We start from the raw sequence: 14,679 nt of genomic DNA, 5'->3' as shown, positions 1-14,679 counted from the left end.
TCGATAGCCAGCTACTTTTTTATGGATGGTCTACCCTCATTTCAGACGTCTGAAACAAGGGGGGACTACTCATGCTCGCGCAACTTCCACCGGCCTTACAGAATCTTCAGCTACCGCTGCGTCTGCGACTCTGGGATGGCCATGAGTTCAACCTGGGCCCGGAGCCCAGCGTCACGATTGTGGTCAAGGACCCGGTGATGGTGACGCAACTGACCCATCCCACGCTCGACTCCCTGGGCGCTGCCTTCGTCGAAGGCAAACTGGAGCTCGAAGGCTCCATCAGCGATGTAATCCGGGTATGTGACGAATTGAGCCACGCGCTGATCGACGACGATGAGCAGGCCGGACCGGTGCGCTCGATCCACGACAAGGCCACGGATGCCGCCGCGATTTCTTACCACTACGACCTGTCGAACGAGTTTTACCAGCTGTGGCTGGACCGTGACATGGCCTATTCCTGCGGTTATTTCGAGACCGGCAGCGAGTCCCTCGACCAGGCCCAACAAGACAAATTCCGCCACCTGTGCCGCAAGCTGCGCCTGCAGCCTGGGGAGTATCTGCTGGATGTCGGTTGTGGCTGGGGCGGGCTGGCGCGTTATGCGGCGCGTGAGTTTGGGGTCAAGGTGTTCGGTATCACCCTGAGCAAGGAACAACTGGCACTGGCCAGGGAGCGAGTGGTCGCCGAGGGCTTGGAGGACCACGTGGAGTTGGCGTTGCTCGACTACCGCGACCTGCCCCAGGACGGGCGGTTCGACAAAGTGGTCAGCGTCGGCATGTTCGAACACGTCGGCCACGCCAACCTGGCGCAGTACTGCCAGACCCTGTTCGGCGCCGTGCGCGAAGGTGGCCTGGTGCTCAACCATGGGATCACCGCCAAACATACCGATGGCCGCCCGGTGGGGCGTGGTGCAGGGGATTTTATCGAGCGTTACGTGTTCCCCAATGGCGAACTGCCGCACCTGGTGATGATCAGCGCTGAAATCAGCGAAGTCGGCCTGGAAGTGGTCGACGTGGAAAGCCTGCGCTTGCATTACGCGCGCACCCTGGATCACTGGAGCGAGCGCCTGGAAGACAACCTGGAAGCGGCGGCGAAAATGGTGCCGGCCCAGGCATTGCGCATCTGGCGCCTGTACCTGGCGGGTTGCGCGTATGCGTTTGCTCGGGGCTGGATCAACCTGCACCAGATCCTGGCGGTCAAACCCCATGCGGATGGCAGCCATGAGTTGCCGTGGACGCGGGAAGATCTCTACCGCTGAGACTGTTGCCCCCTCTGAAAGACTGAATGCGGGAGCTGAGCTTGTGTGGGAGCTGGCTTGCCTGCGATTGCATCACCGCGCGGTAACTGAAAGAACGCGGATTCTGCATCGCAGGCAACATTTGGTTTGGTGCTGGCTAAAGGATCGGGGAAATCAGGCGCGCCACGCGCATGCCCAATTGCTGCAGGCGGCGCGTCTGTTGGCTTTCTTCCTGGCTGGTTTCGTGGGCCTGGGCAAAGTCGTCCAGCAGCATATGTTCCACTTCGCTGGCGAAGGCGGCATCGACCGTGAGCAACATCACTTCAAAGTTGAGGCGGAACGAACGGTTGTCCAGGTTCGCACTGCCGATGGCAGTGATTTCGCGGTCTACCAGCACCACTTTCTGATGCAAAAAGCCCGGCTTGTAGCGGAACACCCGGACCCCGGCACGTACTGCTTCAATCGCGTACAGGCTGGATGCGGCGTAGACAATACGGTGGTCGGGGCGTGACGGCAGCAGCAGGCGCACGTCCACCCCACGCAACACCGCCAGGCGCAGCGCGGCGAATACCGCTTCGTCGGGGATGAAGTACGGGCTGGTGATCCACACCCGCTCAGTCGCTGCATGAATCGCTTCAACGAAAAACAGCGAGCAGGTTTCATACGGGTCCGCCGGGCCGCTCGCCAGCAATTGGCAGAGCACGCCGTCATCGGCATAAGTGTCGGGCAGGATCAGTGGTGGCAGCTCGCGCGCGGCCCAGAACCAGTCTTCGGCAAACGACTCCTGCAGGCAGGCCACCACCGGGCCGCTGACTTGCACATGGGTGTCGCGCCAGGGGGCGAGCGGGGGTTTCTTACCCAAGTATTCATCGCCGACGTTATGCCCGCCGACAAAACCGGTCAGGCCATCGACCACGACAATTTTACGATGGTTGCGGAAATTCACCTGGAAGCGATTGAACCAGCCGCTGCGGGTGGCAAACGCCTTGATCTGCACCCCGGCGTCGCGCAGCGATTGCACATAGCGGTGGGGCAGGGAGTGGCTGCCGATACGGTCATACAGCACGTAGATGGCCACGCCTTCGGCGGCCTTGGCCTTGAGCAGGTCATGCAACCGGCGCCCGAGTTCATCGTCATGAATGATGAAGAACTGCACCAGTACGGCCGTCTTGGCGGCGCGGATGGCGTCGAAGATGGCGTTGAAGGTTGCATCGCCATTGACCAGTAAATGCACTTGGTTGTTGGCCAGGCACGGCATGCGTCCCAGCTTGGGCATGGCGCGCAGGGAGGCATAGGCATGGGAGTTGCGCGCGGCCAGGGCTTCTTCGACCCAGGGGCGCCAGTTGAGCTCGGTGATTGCCTTGTGCATTTCCTGGTTGGCCTGGCGACGGGCCTGGATGTAGGCATCGAAGCTGCTGCGGCCAAAGATCAGGTACGGGATCAGCGTCAGGTAAGGCATGAACATCAGCGACAGCGCCCAGGCAATCGAGCCTTGGGCGGTGCGCACGGTCAGCACCGCGTGCAGGGCGGCGAGGGAACCGAGAAAATGCAGGGTGGCGATGAAGTAGCCGAGCAAGTGCGGGCCGAAGAAATCCATGGACAACATTACTCCTGACAATCCAATGCGTAACAGACCATGTTCGGCAGCGATTGTCGCTATTTTATTGAGCGTGCAACGCCGACCGCTTTGCGACGTCTAACGCCGACAATTACCCAGGAGTTACCCGATGAATGCTCGTCTGCTTGGTTTGGCCATGGTTGTTGGTTTGACGCTGCCGGTGGCGGCGCAGGCGCAGATGTTGGCGCCGGGCTTGTGGGAACTGACCACCAGCAACATGAAAGTCGATAACCAGAACCTGCCGGATTTATCGTTGATCCTCGGTCAACTGAAGCAACAGATGACCCCGGAACAGCGCGCCATGCTGGAAAAACAAGGCATTACCATGGCCGGCAAAGGCGTGCAGGTGTGCCTGACGCCGGCCCAGGTGGCCTCCGACGCCATCCCGCTGACCGACCCGCAATCGGGTTGCAAGCAAGAGGTGACCGATAAGACTGGCAACCAGTGGAAATTCCGTTTCAGTTGCCCGAAAGCCCAAGGCTCTGGCGTGGCCACGTTCCAGAGCCAGAAGGCATTCACCACCTCAGTCAACGGCACCTTCAACGCTACCGGTATCCAGCAGAACGGCAGCCTCGATACTCAGGCCCAATGGTTGGGCAGCGACTGCGGCACGGTAAAACCTCGCGCCTGAAGCCCCCTGTAGGAGCCGGCTTGCCGGCGATGGCGCCCTCAAGATCGCCATCGCCGGCAAGCCGGCTCTTACACATTTGGTCAGCGCAAAAAGTGCAGGGGCAGCCCCTGGCAACTGTTGATCACCTGACCGTCATGCCAAGCCAAATGCCCTGACACCAACGTGGTACTCACACTGTGGCGAAAGCTGCGCTCGGCAAACGGTGTCCAGCCGCAACGGGCGAGGATCGGCTGGCTGCTTACCGGCATGCCTTCGGGTTCGGGTCTGATCAGTACCAGGTCGGCCCAGTAGCCCTCGCGTAGATAACCCCGGTCAGGAATGGCGAACAGGTCGGCCACGCGATGGCTGGTTTTCGCCACGAGCACAGTCAATGGCAACAGCCCGTCAGCCACCAACTCCAGCAAGGCTGGCAGCGCGTGCTGCACCAGGGGCAACCCCGCCGGCGCCTCACGGTACGGCCGCTGTTTTTGCTCCCAGGTATGCGGTGCGTGGTCGGTGCCGATCACATCCAGCCGATTACTCAGCAGTGCCAGGCGCAGGGCATCTCGGTCGGCGCGGGTCTTGATCGCCGGGTTGCATTTGATCTGATGGCCCTGGCGCGCGTAGTCACGGTCATCGAACAGCAGGTGATGCAGGCACACTTCGGCGGTGATGCGTTTTTCTGCCAGCGGCTTGTCTTCGAACAACGACAGCTCTCGGGCACTGGTCAGGTGCAGCACGTGCAGACGCGTGTCGTGGCGGCGCGCCAGTTCCACGGCCAGGGATGAGGAGCGATAACACGCTTGGGCGTCGCGGATCAGCGGGTGGGCCACCGCGGGGATCTGCTCGCCGAAGCTATCGCGCAGCCGCTGTTCGTTGGCCTGGATGCTGGGCGTGTGCTCGCAGTGTGCCAGGAGAATCGTCGGTACCTCGGCAAACAGGCGCTCCAGAACCCTTGGGTCATCCACCAGCATATTGCCGGTGGAGGCACCCATGAATACCTTCACCCCGGCGACCTGCCGGGGATCGAGGGCAGCCACGGTGTCGAGGTTGTCGTTGCTGACGCCAAAGTGAAACCCATAGTTGGCCACCGAGTGCAGCGCCGCGCGGCGCTTCTTGTCTGCCAGTGCTTCCAGGGTCAGGGTTGCGGGCTGGGTGTTGGGCATGTCCATGAAACTGGTGATGCCGCCGGCCACCGCCGCGCGCGATTCGCTGTAGAAACTGCCTTTGTCCGGGGCGCCGGGTTCGCGAAAGTGCACTTGGTCGTCGATCATGCCCGGCAGCAGCCATTGGCCTTGGGCATCGATCTCGGTGTCAGCCCTTTGCCCCTGGATACTGCTGGCGATTTTTTCGATACGGCCGTTGGCGACCAGTAAGTCGGCGTCGAATTCTCGCCCTTCGTTCACCAGGCGGGCATTGCGGATCAGCAGGCGGCTCATGTTCAGAACTCGTTTTGCAGGGCTTTATAGCCGCGCACCAGGTCGACATTGGTGCGCGCCACGTCCTCGGAAAACTCCGAGGCGCTGACGCTCACTGGCGGGAACTGCGACAAGTCGGTGTTGGGGCCAATTCGCGTGGTGGATGGCACATAGAACGCAGCGGGCAAATCACGGCCATCGACCACCGAGTTGTGCCGCACCACACAGCCATCGCCCACCACACAGTTGAACAGCACGCTGTTGAAGCCGATAAACACCCGGTCGCCGACGGTGCAGGGGCCGTGGACAATCGAGCGGTGGGCGATGGAAGTGAACTCGCCGATGGTTACCGCCGCGCCGGATTTGGAGTGGATCACCACGCCGTCCTGGATATTGGAGTTGGCGCCGATGGTGATCGGGTCCATGTCGCCGGTAGCGTCGACTTCATCGGCGCGGATCACCGCATAGGGGCCGACAAATACGTTTTCGCCGATGATCACTTTGCCGCAGATGATTGCGGTTTTATCGACGTAGGCCGACTCGGCGATGACCGGCAGATCGCCGGAAGGGTTCTTGCGGATCATGCTGCGGGTTCCTTGAGGGGCGCGGTGAGGATATGCACCTGGTCGTGTTCAATCGCGTTGTAGAAACAGGTCGGGCGCCCGGTGTGGCAGGCCGGGCCTTGTTGATCGACGATCAGGAGTACGGCATCGCCATCGCAATCCAGGCGCGCTTCTATCAACTGTTGGATGTGCCCTGAGCTTTCGCCCTTGCGCCACAATCGCTGGCGCGAGCGTGACCAGTAGCAGACGCGGCCGCTGGCGAGGGTTTCATCGAGGGCCTGGCGGTTCATCCAGGCCAGCATCAATACCTCACCGCTGCGCTGTTGCTGGGCGATGGCCGCGATCAGGCCGTCGCGGTTCCACGGTAAGGCATCCAGTACGTGGGCCAGGGGGAAGCGGCTGCCGATGGGCGCGGCTTCCAACTCGAGCATCGACAGTGTCATGGGGTGCCCAAGGCGTTGTACAAAGTGTTGAGGTTGTATTCAAACAACCCGGTAAAAGTACTGGCCGGGCCTTTGGCAGCCAGTGCATCGGAGTACAACGTGCCGCCGATATGGGCGCCGCTTTCCTCGGCAATCTGCTTGAGTAGGCGCGCGTCCTTGATGTTTTCCATAAACACCGCTTTGACGTGGGCCTGGCGGATCTGCGTGATCAACGCGGCGACTTCGGCCGCCGAGGGTTCGCGCTCGGTGGACAAACCCTGGGGCGCCATGAAGTCGATACCGTAGGCCTGGCCCAGGTAGCCGAAGGCGTCGTGGGAGGTGACGATGCGTCGATTGCCCGCAGGCAGCGCGGCAAACTTGGCCTTGGCTTCGGCCAGCAGGCGGTAGATTTTCTGCAGGTATGCCTGGCTGTTGTGTTGATAGTCGGCCTTGTTGGCCGGGTCGGCAGTGATCAACGCCTGGGTGATGTTGCTGACGTAGATTTCGGCGTTGGCCAGGTTATGCCAGGCATGGGGATCAGGGATCTTCTCGCCGTCTTCCTCCAGCGTGCGAGCGATCACGCCTTTGCTGGCGTTGACCACTGTGGCCGGGGTCTCGGTACTGGTAATCAGGCGATCCAGCCACGGCTCGAAGCCCAGGCCGTTCTTGATGATGACACGGGCCTTGAGCAGCGCCTTGGCATCGTCCGGGGACGGCTCGTAGGTATGGGCATCGGCGTCGGGGCCGACCATATTGCTGAGCTGGATATGCTTCCCGCCGACCTGCTGGGTTATGTCGGCGAGAATGCTGAAGCTGGTGACCACCTGGAGCTTGTCCTGGGCGTTTGCGAACGACAGCGGGAGCAGGACGCTGAACAGCACGAGTAGAGCGCGCATCGGAAAACACCTCATTGGGATGTAAGCAAGGGCGGGCGGCGCAGCAAGCCATGTACCGGCCCCAGCACCACGGACAGCAGGTACAAGCCGCCAGCGACCAGGACAATCGCCGGGCCGCTGGGCAGCGAGTAGTAGAACGACAGCAACAGCCCGAGCCATACCGACAGGCATCCCAGCACGGCCGAGACTGCAATCAACATCGGCAGCCGCCGGCTCCAGAAGCGTGACGCTGCCGCGGGCAACATCATCAGGCCGACCACCATCAAGGCGCCGATGGCCTGGAAACCAATCACCAGGTTCAGCACGACCAGGGTCAGGAACACCCCATGGGCCAAAGGCCCGAGGCGGCTGACGGTTTGCAGGAATAGCGGGTCGAGGGTGTCCAGCACCAGCAACCGGTAGATCAGCGCCATGGCGATCAGGCTGAAACCGGACACCCACACCATGCCGGTCAATGTCGGGCCGTCTACCGCCAGCGCCGAGCCGAACAGCAGGTGCAGCAGGTCCAGGCGCTTGCCGGCCAGGCCGAGGATCAGCACACCGGCCGCCAGGGAAATCGGGTAGATCGCAGCCAGGCTGGCGTCTTCGCGCAGGCCGGTGCGGCGGGTGATCCACGCGGCGAGGCCGGCCATGCCCAACCCGGCGCCGAGACCGCCGAGGGTCAGTGCCGGCAGGCTCAGGCCGGCAAACCAGAAGCCCAGTGCGGCGCCGGGCAGGATGCCGTGGGCCACGGCATCGCCGATCAGACTCATACGCCGCAGGATCAGGAACACCCCCAGCGGCGCCGTGCTACACGCCAGCAGCAGGCCACCGAGCAGGGCGCGACGCATAAACACGAAGTCGTTGAAGGGCATCCACAGTTGGGCGGCGAGGTGCATCAGGCGACCTGCATCTGCGGCTGCTGAAGGATCAACTGTGTGCTGGGTGCGAGCACGCAGCCGCTGCTTTTGATGTGCAGTGCTTGCGGCAGGTGTTGGCGCACAGCGGCCAAGTCATGGCAGACCACCACCAAGGTGCGGCCTTCGGCATGCCAGGCGTGGATATGTTTCCACAGCAGTGCCTGGCCTTGCTCATCGAGTGCTGCGTGGGGTTCATCCAGCAACAACACAGGCGCTTGGGCCAGGCTGAGACGGGCGAGCAGGGCGCGTTGCAACTCACCGCCGGACAGGGCCATCAAGGGGCGCAGTTCAAGACCGCTGAGGCACCAGTCTCGCAGTACCGTTTGCAAGCGCTGGCTGCGTTGCTGCTGGGAGTGTTGGGTGCCCCATAGACCGGCGGCTACCAGCTCTTGCAGGCTGATGGGGAATTGTCGGTCCAGGTGTTGCTGCTGCGCCAGGTATGACAGGCCGCCGCGCCGTGGAACATCCAGAGTGACCTTGCCGGCTAGGGGCTTTTGCAGGCCGGCGATGACTTTCAACAAACTGCTTTTACCCGACCCGTTAGCTCCGATAACAGCGGTCAGGCTGCCTTTGCCCAGTTCGATATCAATGGCCGGCGTCAGCGGTTGGCCTGGTGCGCCCCAGCGCAGGGCATTGCAGCGGATCACGTGGTAGCCCTCGTCCAACGGGTTTCGGCCACGGCGTCGTGGGCGTGCAGGCTTTCGGCGTGGATGACTTTGACGTGAAAGGCTTGCACCGCGATCGAGCGTTGCAGCGCCAGGTTCAGGCGGCGGGCGGCGTCTTCGCAGAACATCAGGTTCTGGCCGTTGGCCAAGGCGAAGGCTTGCTCATCGGCACGTTTGACGGCGGTCTGTACGGCGGTGCCGAGGGCGGCTTCGGCGTGGTCGATCAACTCAGTCAGTGGCAGCGCGGGTTGCCCAGCTTGCAGAGCCACCAGCAATTGCGCAGTGCTGCGCTGGCTGTGCGGCGTGGCGATGATCCCTTTGGCGCTGCCAAGCCAGGCCAGCACATCTTCGTGTTGCAGCGTTGTGTTGGCAAAGTCATCGATAAATTGCTGCTGAATCAACTGCCTGGCGAGGGCAGCCGAGCAAGGGCAGGTTGAGGAATAAGTAACGTCAATTTTTAGTTCCACGTGGAACATCTGCTTTTCCAGGCGCGCTTCGATGCTCACTGGATAGCTCTTCCAGCCGGCGAGCGGGCTGACCAGCGCAGGACGTTTGAGCAACAAGTCGGTATGAATCCGCAGGTACGCGCTGCTCGACAGGCCTTCGTGGCTATCGAGAAAACGCTGGAGCACCTGACGCAGCAGCGCTGGTTGCAGGTCTTGTGACTCAAGCATTTCCAGCGCCAGGTATAAGCGCGACATATGAATGCCGCGCGCTTCGCCATCGTCCAGGCTTACTCCTGCATCGGCCTTGGCGCTCAAACGTTGGCCGTCGATCAGGATTGGCAGGGCAATGCCACACATGCCCACCCAGTCGAGTGGCAAGGCTTGGCGAGAAGCCTGCGCGGCGATATCCGGCAGAGTCAGCGCATTCATAAGCAGGTCCATCGTTGGATATAAAGCGACATGTTATAGTATAACAATTAGATCGACGATTATTTTTCTGCGGTGAGTGTCATGCACAGACGTCAACTCCTAAGCCTGCTGCTGGCCAGCGCCGTGTTTACTTTGCCTTTTGCGGTGCATGCGACGCAGATTCGCAATGCGCGCCTGTGGCGCTCCAACGACAAGCTGCGACTGGTGTTCGACCTCAGTGGTGCGGTGAGCTACAGCACCTTTTCCCTGAACGCGCCCGAGCGGCTGATCATTGACTTGAGCGGCGCAGGCCTGAGCGGGGATTTCAGCCAATTGGCACTGGCCAACACTGGCATTACTGCGATTCGCTCAGGGCGTCTGAGTGCGGGCGGGACACGGATCGTTCTCGATCTGGCTCAACCGATGCAGCTCAACAGTTTTGTCCTGCCGCCGCAGGATGGGCAGGGGCATCGCCTGGTGTTGGACCTGAGCAGCGGCGCCCGCCAAGCACCGGTGGAGAAGGCGCATCCCAAGCGCGACATTATCGTCGTGGTCGACCCTGGTCACGGTGGCAAGGACCCCGGCGCGGTTGGGGCAAAGGGTGAGCGGGAAAAAGACGTGGTGCTGGCTATCTCGCAGTTGCTGGCCAAGCGGCTCAAACGCGAGAAGGGCTTTACCGTGAAGCTGGTCCGCAACGATGACTTCTTCGTGCCGCTGCGCAAACGGGTGGAGATCGCCCGGCGCTACAAGGCCGATATGTTTATTTCGGTCCACGCAGATGCGGCGCCGCGACTGACCGCGTCAGGGGCTTCGGTGTATGCCTTGTCCGAAGGCGGCGCCACCTCGGCGACCGCGCGCTTCATGGCGCAGCGGGAAAATGGCGCAGATCTATTGGGCGCCACCAGCCTGCTCAACCTCAAGGACAAGGACCCGATGCTCGCTGGGGTCATTCTTGATATGTCGATGAGCGCCACCCTGGCCGCCAGCCTGCAACTAGGCAATGCCGTGCTGGGTAGCCTGGCGGGTATCACCACGCTGCATCAAAAGCGGGTGGAGCAGGCGGGGTTTGCGGTGCTCAAGTCGCCGGACGTGCCGTCGATCCTGGTGGAGACGGGCTTTATCTCCAACGTCCGCGACAGCCAGCGGCTGGTTACCGCGCGCCATCAACAGGCAATCGCGGATGGCCTGTTTGAGGGATTGCAGCGTTACTTCCAGAAGAATCCACCGATCAACAGCTACATGGCCTGGGCCCAAGAGCAGCAAAAAGGCCAGGCCTAGCAACCGCTGATCCGGCTACAAGTGAACTTGGCGCTGGAACCGCCGGAGCTGGAAAACCGGTTGATCGTGGTCCAGCCCACGCGCCGCGTATAGCCGACCCACGCCTCGCCATCGGAGGCCAGCCCGGTGAAGAACGTCAACTGGCCATAGCGGCTGTTGGTCTGCGCCCAGTAGCGTTTGCCGTCTACCTCGAACCCGCGCAAATACGTGGTGTTGCCTACGGTCGCGGCACTGTAGGCATTGCCCTGGGCATCAATGCAGGCCAACAGGGTGGCGCTGCGCGTGCAGGTGGCCAGGGCGTTGGGCACTTGGGCACTGGCCTGGCTCGCAACCAGCAGCAACACGCCGCACAACACATATCTCATAAGGCTTCTCGGGGAATGGACGGGCTCAAGGATTGCGCCCTTCGTCGTGGCGGGCAAGAGGGGATTGGCTTATTTGCATTGTTATACTATAACATAAAAAAACAGCCTGACCCGTGAACCACCCCCATGACTGAACAAGACCTGCTCGCCCAGCCGCCCGCCGATTATATGAATGAGGCCCAGCAAACCTTCTTCCGCGAGCTGTTGTTGGCCCAGCGCTCTGACCTGCAAACGCGCATCGATGCCGAGTTCATGGTGCTGCGCGAGCAGGAGCCCAATAGCGACCCCGCCGATGTCGGCAGCGCCGAAGAACAGCGCCACTGGCAACTACGCCTGCTGGAGCGGGAAAAGAAGCTGCTGGACAAGATTGATGAAGCCCTCGAGCACCTCGCTCGCGGTGAATACGGCTGGTGCCGCGAGACGGGCGAGGCGATTGGCCTCAAGCGCCTGTTGCTGCGGCCCACGGCCACCCTGTGTATCGAAGCCAAAGAACGTGAAGAGCTGCGCGAACGCCATCAACGGGCGATTTGACCGGCCAACCTGATGAGGAACACCTGATGACCGACCGACTACCCGTTACTGTGCTGTCCGGATTTCTCGGCGCTGGCAAAAGCACGCTGCTCAATTACGTCCTGCGCAACCGCGAAAACCTGCGGGTGGCGGTGATCGTCAACGATATGAGCGAAATCAACATCGATGGTGCCGCTGTCCAGCGTGACGTCAGCCTCAATCGCGCCGAAGAAAAGCTGGTGGAGATGAGCAACGGCTGCATCTGCTGCACGTTGCGCGAAGACTTGCTGATCGAAGTAGGAAAGCTCGCCAAGGAAGGGCGATTCGATTACCTGCTGATCGAATCCACCGGCATTTCCGAGCCGCTGCCGGTGGCGGAAACCTTCACTTTCCGCGATGAGAACGGCCAGAGCCTGGCGGATATCGCACGGCTCGACACCATGGTCACTGTGGTCGACGGCATGAACTTCCTGCTCGATTACCAGGCGGCTGAAAGCCTGGCGTCCCGGGGCGAAACCCTGGGTGAGGACGACGAGCGCTCCATCACCGACCTGCTGATCGAACAGATCGAGTTTGCCGACGTCATCCTTGTCAGCAAAATCGACCTGATCAGCAGCCACGAACGTGAAGAACTGGTGGCCATCCTCGAACGCCTGAATGCCCAGGCACGCATCATTCCCATGGTGATGGGCGAGGTGCCGCTGGCCGAGATCCTCAATACCGGGCGTTTTGACTTCGAGCGCGCGGCCCAGGCGCCGGGCTGGTTGCAGGAGTTGCGCGGCGAGCATGTGCCGGAGACCGAGGAATATGGCATTGCCTCCACGGCCTATCGGGCGCGTCGGCCATTCCATCCCCAGCGCTTTTTCGACTTTATCGACCGCCCGTGGAGCAACGGCAAATTGCTGCGCTCCAAGGGTTTTTTCTGGCTGGCCAGCAAGCATCGCGATGCCGGCAGTTGGTCCCAGGCCGGTGGCCTGATGCGCCATGGTTTTGCCGGTCGGTGGTGGCGCTTTGTGCCCAAGAGCCAGTGGCCCGAAGACCAGGAAAGCGTCGCGGCGATCATGGGCAACTGGCAACTGAGCACCGGCGACTGCCGCCAGGAACTGGTGTTTATCGGGCAGAACATCGATTTTGCGCAACTGCGCGCTGAACTGGATGGGTGCCTGCTGACCGACGATGAAATGGCCCTGGGCGTCGATGGTTGGCGCCTGCTGGTCGACCCTTTTGGCCCTTGGTACGAGGAGGCAGCCGCCTGATGCTGGCACCTGTGATTCAACTGCGTCCGGTCATTCGCCAGACCCGTGGGGAAACCCCGCTGGCGCTGGCCGACATCCTGGACAACGGCGTCAACCTGGCGCTGTGGCAACGCCAGTTGCCGCTGCATATCGCCGAGTTTGGCGCCTTGCTGGTCTCGCTGAACGAGCCGCTTGCCGAGTCGCTTGTGGTGGAGTTGGACAGCGAAGAAGCTGAGCCCAACTTACTGGGCCTGGCCGCAGGCTGTCGTGACCTTGAAGGTTACGACGGGTTTATCGCCGATGTGGCATGGCTGGTCAGCGCCTTTGCCTGCCTGTTGGGGGCCAAGCGCATCGGCGTGCGGCTGAGGCTGCTGGACAAGGCCATGTGCCCGCGTTTTCATGTCGATCACGTGCCCGTGCGCCTGATCACCACCTATGCCGGCATCGGTAGTCAGTGGCTGCGCGAAGGGGTGATGGACCGCCGCCAGTTGAGCCAGGCAGACGCGGAACCCAGCGAGCGCATCGAGCAGATCCACTGTGGCGAAGTCGCCCTGCTCAAGGGCGAAAAGTGGCGCGGCAATGAAGGCTACGGCTTGATTCATCGCTCGCCGGCGTTGGCCGCCAACGAACGGCGGCTGATTCTGACGCTGGATTGGTTGGCATAACCGGGTAGGATCAAGCGTCTCTACACGGCCTGAATAATGTCCACGATGCTGCAGAACATTCCCACCCATGTGATTGCCGGCCCTTTGGGGGCAGGCAAGACCAGCCTGATCAAGCACCTGCTCGCCCAGCGCCCATCCAATGAGCGTTGGGCGGTGTTGATCAATGAGTTCGGGCAGATTGGCCTGGATGCCGCACTGCTGACCCAGGATGACGACGGCATTGCCCTCGGTGAGGTGGCCGGCGGCTGCTTGTGTTGTGTGAATGGCGCGCCGTTCCAGGTAGGCCTGGGTCGATTGTTGCGTAAGGCCAAGCCTGACCGGCTGTTTATCGAGCCCTCGGGGCTTGGCCATCCGGCGCAATTGCTTGAGCAGTTGCGCCAGGCGCCTTGGCAAACCGCGCTGGCCGTCCAGCCTTGCGTGCTGGTACTCGACGCCCAGGCTTTGGCGGCAGGCAGGCCGTTGCCCGAGTCCCAGCGTGAAGCTCTGGCCAGTGCCGGGCTGCTGGTGCTGAACAAGGATGAAGGATTGGATGCCGTACAGCGCGGTGAGATTGAAAGGTCGCTGCCGGCTTGCGAGGTTTTCTGGACCCGACAGGCGCAACTGCCATTGGCCCGGCTGCCGGGGCTTGATGCGCAGGCGCGGGCGGCTGTGGATAACTTCGAGACACCCAAGGGGCTGGGGCAGATTCCGGCCGTCTGGAGCGATCCCTGCGTACCGATTTGCCTGCACCAGGCCCAGGCGGGTGCGTGGAGCATCGGTTGGCGCTGGCATCCGAGCCAGCAGTTCGACACCTGCAAAGTCCGGCAATGGCTGGAGAGCCTGGACTGGCAGCGCGCCAAATTGGTTATCCACAATGCCGATGGCTGGGTCTCGGCCAACGCTGTGGATAACTCCACACTCACCTGGCAGCCCAGCGAATGGCGCCGGGACTCTCGTATCGAGTTGATTTTCAGTGAGCAACAGGACGCAGCCATGCTGCAAACAGCCTTGGCCAATTGCCGTCAGTGACGGGTCTTGCTGTGCTCCTGGCGCCACTGGCTTAGTTCAATCACTTCGGCACTGGGCGGTGGCGTCTTTATTTCAAACGGGTAGGGTGCCAGTTCGATCTGCGCACTGTGGGCACCAAACTGAGTGATGGTCCCGGGATGGCGGGCTTCGCCGGTCACGGTGAACTCGAAGTTATAGACCCGCGCCAAACGCCGACGGCCGTTGGCGTCCTTGACGAAACCGATGCGTTTCAAAGCCACGGCGCCGTCGAGCAGTTCGATATCGAGCTTGGCGCAATGCTGTTTGACCCTCTCCAACGCCCGCTCGCGCAGGCCGTGGTTGTGCCACACCCAGGCGGCAGCCGCCGCCAGCAACATCAGCACAAAGATATTTCCCAGGGTCAGCATGCGATTTGCTCCAACAAAGTAAGGCCAGCTTAACTGTGTCTCCGGTCTGTCG

The 14,679-nt window shown here is 61.8% G+C and carries 17 protein-coding genes; 7 read left to right on the top strand and 10 right to left on the bottom strand.

All coding sequences use genetic code 11. The features are described 5' to 3' along the window. The first annotated feature begins 71 nt into the window (after window positions 1–71). A complete protein-coding gene (cfaB, locus tag C5F71_RS12715) occupies window positions 72–1,256 on the top strand; it encodes a C17 cyclopropane fatty acid synthase CfaB (RefSeq protein WP_092232436.1) in 1,185 nt (394 codons plus the stop codon). Window positions 1,257–1,392: 136 nt separating this feature from the next. On the opposite strand, the gene cls is transcribed toward cfaB, so the two are convergent. Continuing rightward, window positions 1,393–2,832, bottom strand: coding sequence for a cardiolipin synthase (gene cls, locus C5F71_RS12705; protein WP_104911243.1), 1,440 nt, complete (start codon window positions 2,830–2,832; stop codon window positions 1,393–1,395). 130 nt (window positions 2,833–2,962) lie between these two features. On the opposite strand from cls, the gene C5F71_RS12700 reads away from it, so the two are divergent. Continuing rightward, window positions 2,963–3,484: a DUF3617 domain-containing protein gene (locus tag C5F71_RS12700; protein WP_070996636.1), complete on the top strand. Its 522-nt coding sequence runs from the start codon at window positions 2,963–2,965 to the stop codon at window positions 3,482–3,484. An 80-nt stretch (window positions 3,485–3,564) separates the two neighbouring features. Here the strand turns inward: C5F71_RS12700 and C5F71_RS12695 are convergent, their stop codons facing one another. The 7 genes from C5F71_RS12695 to folE2 are packed head-to-tail and all read right to left on the bottom strand — an operon-like array spanning window position 3,565 to window position 9,201. Further along, window positions 3,565–4,902: a dihydroorotase gene (locus tag C5F71_RS12695; RefSeq protein WP_104911242.1), complete on the bottom strand. Its 1,338-nt coding sequence runs from the start codon at window positions 4,900–4,902 to the stop codon at window positions 3,565–3,567. A 2-nt stretch (window positions 4,903–4,904) separates the two neighbouring features. Continuing rightward, window positions 4,905–5,465 carry a DapH/DapD/GlmU-related protein gene (locus C5F71_RS12690; protein ID WP_029290088.1) on the bottom strand — a complete coding sequence of 187 codons (561 nt, stop codon included), beginning with the start codon at window positions 5,463–5,465 and terminating at the stop codon, window positions 4,905–4,907. Further along, window positions 5,462–5,887 carry a phosphoribosyl-AMP cyclohydrolase gene (gene hisI, locus C5F71_RS12685; protein ID WP_104911241.1) on the bottom strand — a complete coding sequence of 142 codons (426 nt, stop codon included), beginning with the start codon at window positions 5,885–5,887 and terminating at the stop codon, window positions 5,462–5,464. Before hisI ends, C5F71_RS12690 begins: the two co-directional genes overlap by 4 nt. Then, window positions 5,884–6,762, bottom strand: coding sequence for a metal ABC transporter substrate-binding protein (locus C5F71_RS12680; RefSeq protein ID WP_104911240.1), 879 nt, complete (start codon window positions 6,760–6,762; stop codon window positions 5,884–5,886). Before C5F71_RS12680 ends, hisI begins: the two co-directional genes overlap by 4 nt. A gap of 11 nt (window positions 6,763–6,773) precedes the next feature. Continuing rightward, window positions 6,774–7,640: a metal ABC transporter permease gene (locus tag C5F71_RS12675; protein ID WP_104911239.1), complete on the bottom strand. Its 867-nt coding sequence runs from the start codon at window positions 7,638–7,640 to the stop codon at window positions 6,774–6,776. Then, window positions 7,640–8,308, bottom strand: a complete 669-nt coding sequence (locus C5F71_RS12670) for a metal ABC transporter ATP-binding protein (protein ID WP_104912618.1) — start codon at window positions 8,306–8,308, stop codon at window positions 7,640–7,642. Before C5F71_RS12670 ends, C5F71_RS12675 begins: the two co-directional genes overlap by 1 nt. Next, complete coding sequence (gene folE2 / locus C5F71_RS12665) at window positions 8,305–9,201, bottom strand: GTP cyclohydrolase FolE2 (RefSeq protein ID WP_104911238.1); 897 nt, start codon at window positions 9,199–9,201, stop codon at window positions 8,305–8,307. The genes C5F71_RS12670 and folE2 overlap by 4 nt, the downstream gene beginning before the upstream one ends. Before the next feature lie 81 nt (window positions 9,202–9,282). On the opposite strand from folE2, the gene C5F71_RS12660 reads away from it, so the two are divergent. Next, a complete protein-coding gene (locus C5F71_RS12660; RefSeq protein WP_104911237.1) occupies window positions 9,283–10,458 on the top strand; it encodes an N-acetylmuramoyl-L-alanine amidase in 1,176 nt (391 codons plus the stop codon). Here C5F71_RS12660 and C5F71_RS12655 read toward each other — a convergent pair. Next, entirely contained in the window at window positions 10,455–10,823 is a 369-nt protein-coding gene (locus C5F71_RS12655; RefSeq protein ID WP_104911236.1) for a glutamine synthetase, read from the bottom strand. The genes C5F71_RS12660 and C5F71_RS12655 overlap by 4 nt on opposite strands. Window positions 10,824–10,949: 126 nt before the next feature. On the opposite strand from C5F71_RS12655, the gene dksA reads away from it, so the two are divergent. Genes dksA through C5F71_RS12635 form a run of 4 tightly spaced genes read left to right on the top strand, consistent with a single transcriptional unit; the run spans window position 10,950 to window position 14,241 of the window. Continuing rightward, entirely contained in the window at window positions 10,950–11,354 is a 405-nt protein-coding gene (dksA, locus tag C5F71_RS12650; RefSeq protein WP_029290072.1) for an RNA polymerase-binding protein DksA, read from the top strand. Window positions 11,355–11,380: 26 nt separating this feature from the next. Beyond that, on the top strand, window positions 11,381–12,589 hold the full coding sequence (zigA, locus tag C5F71_RS12645) for a zinc metallochaperone GTPase ZigA (RefSeq protein ID WP_070996650.1): 1,209 nt from the start codon (window positions 11,381–11,383) through the stop codon (window positions 12,587–12,589). Further along, window positions 12,589–13,233, top strand: a complete 645-nt coding sequence (locus C5F71_RS12640) for a DUF1826 domain-containing protein (RefSeq protein ID WP_029290068.1) — start codon at window positions 12,589–12,591, stop codon at window positions 13,231–13,233. Before zigA ends, C5F71_RS12640 begins: the two co-directional genes overlap by 1 nt. A 45-nt stretch (window positions 13,234–13,278) precedes the next feature. After that, entirely contained in the window at window positions 13,279–14,241 is a 963-nt protein-coding gene (locus tag C5F71_RS12635) for a GTP-binding protein (RefSeq protein WP_104911235.1), read from the top strand. On the opposite strand, the gene C5F71_RS12630 is transcribed toward C5F71_RS12635, so the two are convergent. Beyond that, window positions 14,235–14,627, bottom strand: coding sequence for a DUF3301 domain-containing protein (locus C5F71_RS12630; RefSeq protein ID WP_029290064.1), 393 nt, complete (start codon window positions 14,625–14,627; stop codon window positions 14,235–14,237). The two genes, C5F71_RS12635 and C5F71_RS12630, sit on opposite strands and share 7 nt — an antisense overlap. Between the last annotated feature and the right edge of the window lie 52 nt (window positions 14,628–14,679).

The organism is Pseudomonas sp. LG1D9 (genome assembly GCF_002949995.1).
Taxonomy (GTDB): Bacteria; Pseudomonadota; Gammaproteobacteria; order Pseudomonadales; family Pseudomonadaceae; genus Aquipseudomonas; species Aquipseudomonas proteolytica.
The sequence above is the reverse complement of the archived record's forward strand: the minus strand, read 5'-3'. Positions and strand labels throughout refer to the sequence as shown.

Excerpts from the sequence above, each read along its gene's own strand:
- C5F71_RS12690 (WP_029290088.1), bottom strand. The coding sequence starts at position 5,465 with ATGATCCGCAAGAACCCTTCCGGCGATCTGCCGGTCATCGCCGAGTCG.
- zigA (WP_070996650.1), top strand. The coding sequence starts at position 11,381 with ATGACCGACCGACTACCCGTTACTGTGCTGTCCGGATTTCTCGGCGCT.
- cfaB (WP_092232436.1), top strand. The coding sequence starts at position 72 with ATGCTCGCGCAACTTCCACCGGCCTTACAGAATCTTCAGCTACCGCTG.
- C5F71_RS12630 (WP_029290064.1), bottom strand. The coding sequence starts at position 14,627 with ATGCTGACCCTGGGAAATATCTTTGTGCTGATGTTGCTGGCGGCGGCT.
- C5F71_RS12655 (WP_104911236.1), bottom strand. The coding sequence starts at position 10,823 with ATGAGATATGTGTTGTGCGGCGTGTTGCTGCTGGTTGCGAGCCAGGCC.
- C5F71_RS12675 (WP_104911239.1), bottom strand. The coding sequence starts at position 7,640 with ATGCACCTCGCCGCCCAACTGTGGATGCCCTTCAACGACTTCGTGTTT.
- C5F71_RS12695 (WP_104911242.1), bottom strand. The coding sequence starts at position 4,902 with ATGAGCCGCCTGCTGATCCGCAATGCCCGCCTGGTGAACGAAGGGCGA.
- C5F71_RS12640 (WP_029290068.1), top strand. The coding sequence starts at position 12,589 with ATGCTGGCACCTGTGATTCAACTGCGTCCGGTCATTCGCCAGACCCGT.
- folE2 (WP_104911238.1), bottom strand. The coding sequence starts at position 9,201 with ATGAATGCGCTGACTCTGCCGGATATCGCCGCGCAGGCTTCTCGCCAA.
- C5F71_RS12660 (WP_104911237.1), top strand. The coding sequence starts at position 9,283 with ATGCACAGACGTCAACTCCTAAGCCTGCTGCTGGCCAGCGCCGTGTTT.
- cls (WP_104911243.1), bottom strand. The coding sequence starts at position 2,832 with ATGGATTTCTTCGGCCCGCACTTGCTCGGCTACTTCATCGCCACCCTG.
- dksA (WP_029290072.1), top strand. The coding sequence starts at position 10,950 with ATGACTGAACAAGACCTGCTCGCCCAGCCGCCCGCCGATTATATGAAT.
- C5F71_RS12635 (WP_104911235.1), top strand. The coding sequence starts at position 13,279 with ATGCTGCAGAACATTCCCACCCATGTGATTGCCGGCCCTTTGGGGGCA.
- C5F71_RS12700 (WP_070996636.1), top strand. The coding sequence starts at position 2,963 with ATGAATGCTCGTCTGCTTGGTTTGGCCATGGTTGTTGGTTTGACGCTG.
- C5F71_RS12680 (WP_104911240.1), bottom strand. The coding sequence starts at position 6,762 with ATGCGCGCTCTACTCGTGCTGTTCAGCGTCCTGCTCCCGCTGTCGTTC.
- hisI (WP_104911241.1), bottom strand. The coding sequence starts at position 5,887 with ATGACACTGTCGATGCTCGAGTTGGAAGCCGCGCCCATCGGCAGCCGC.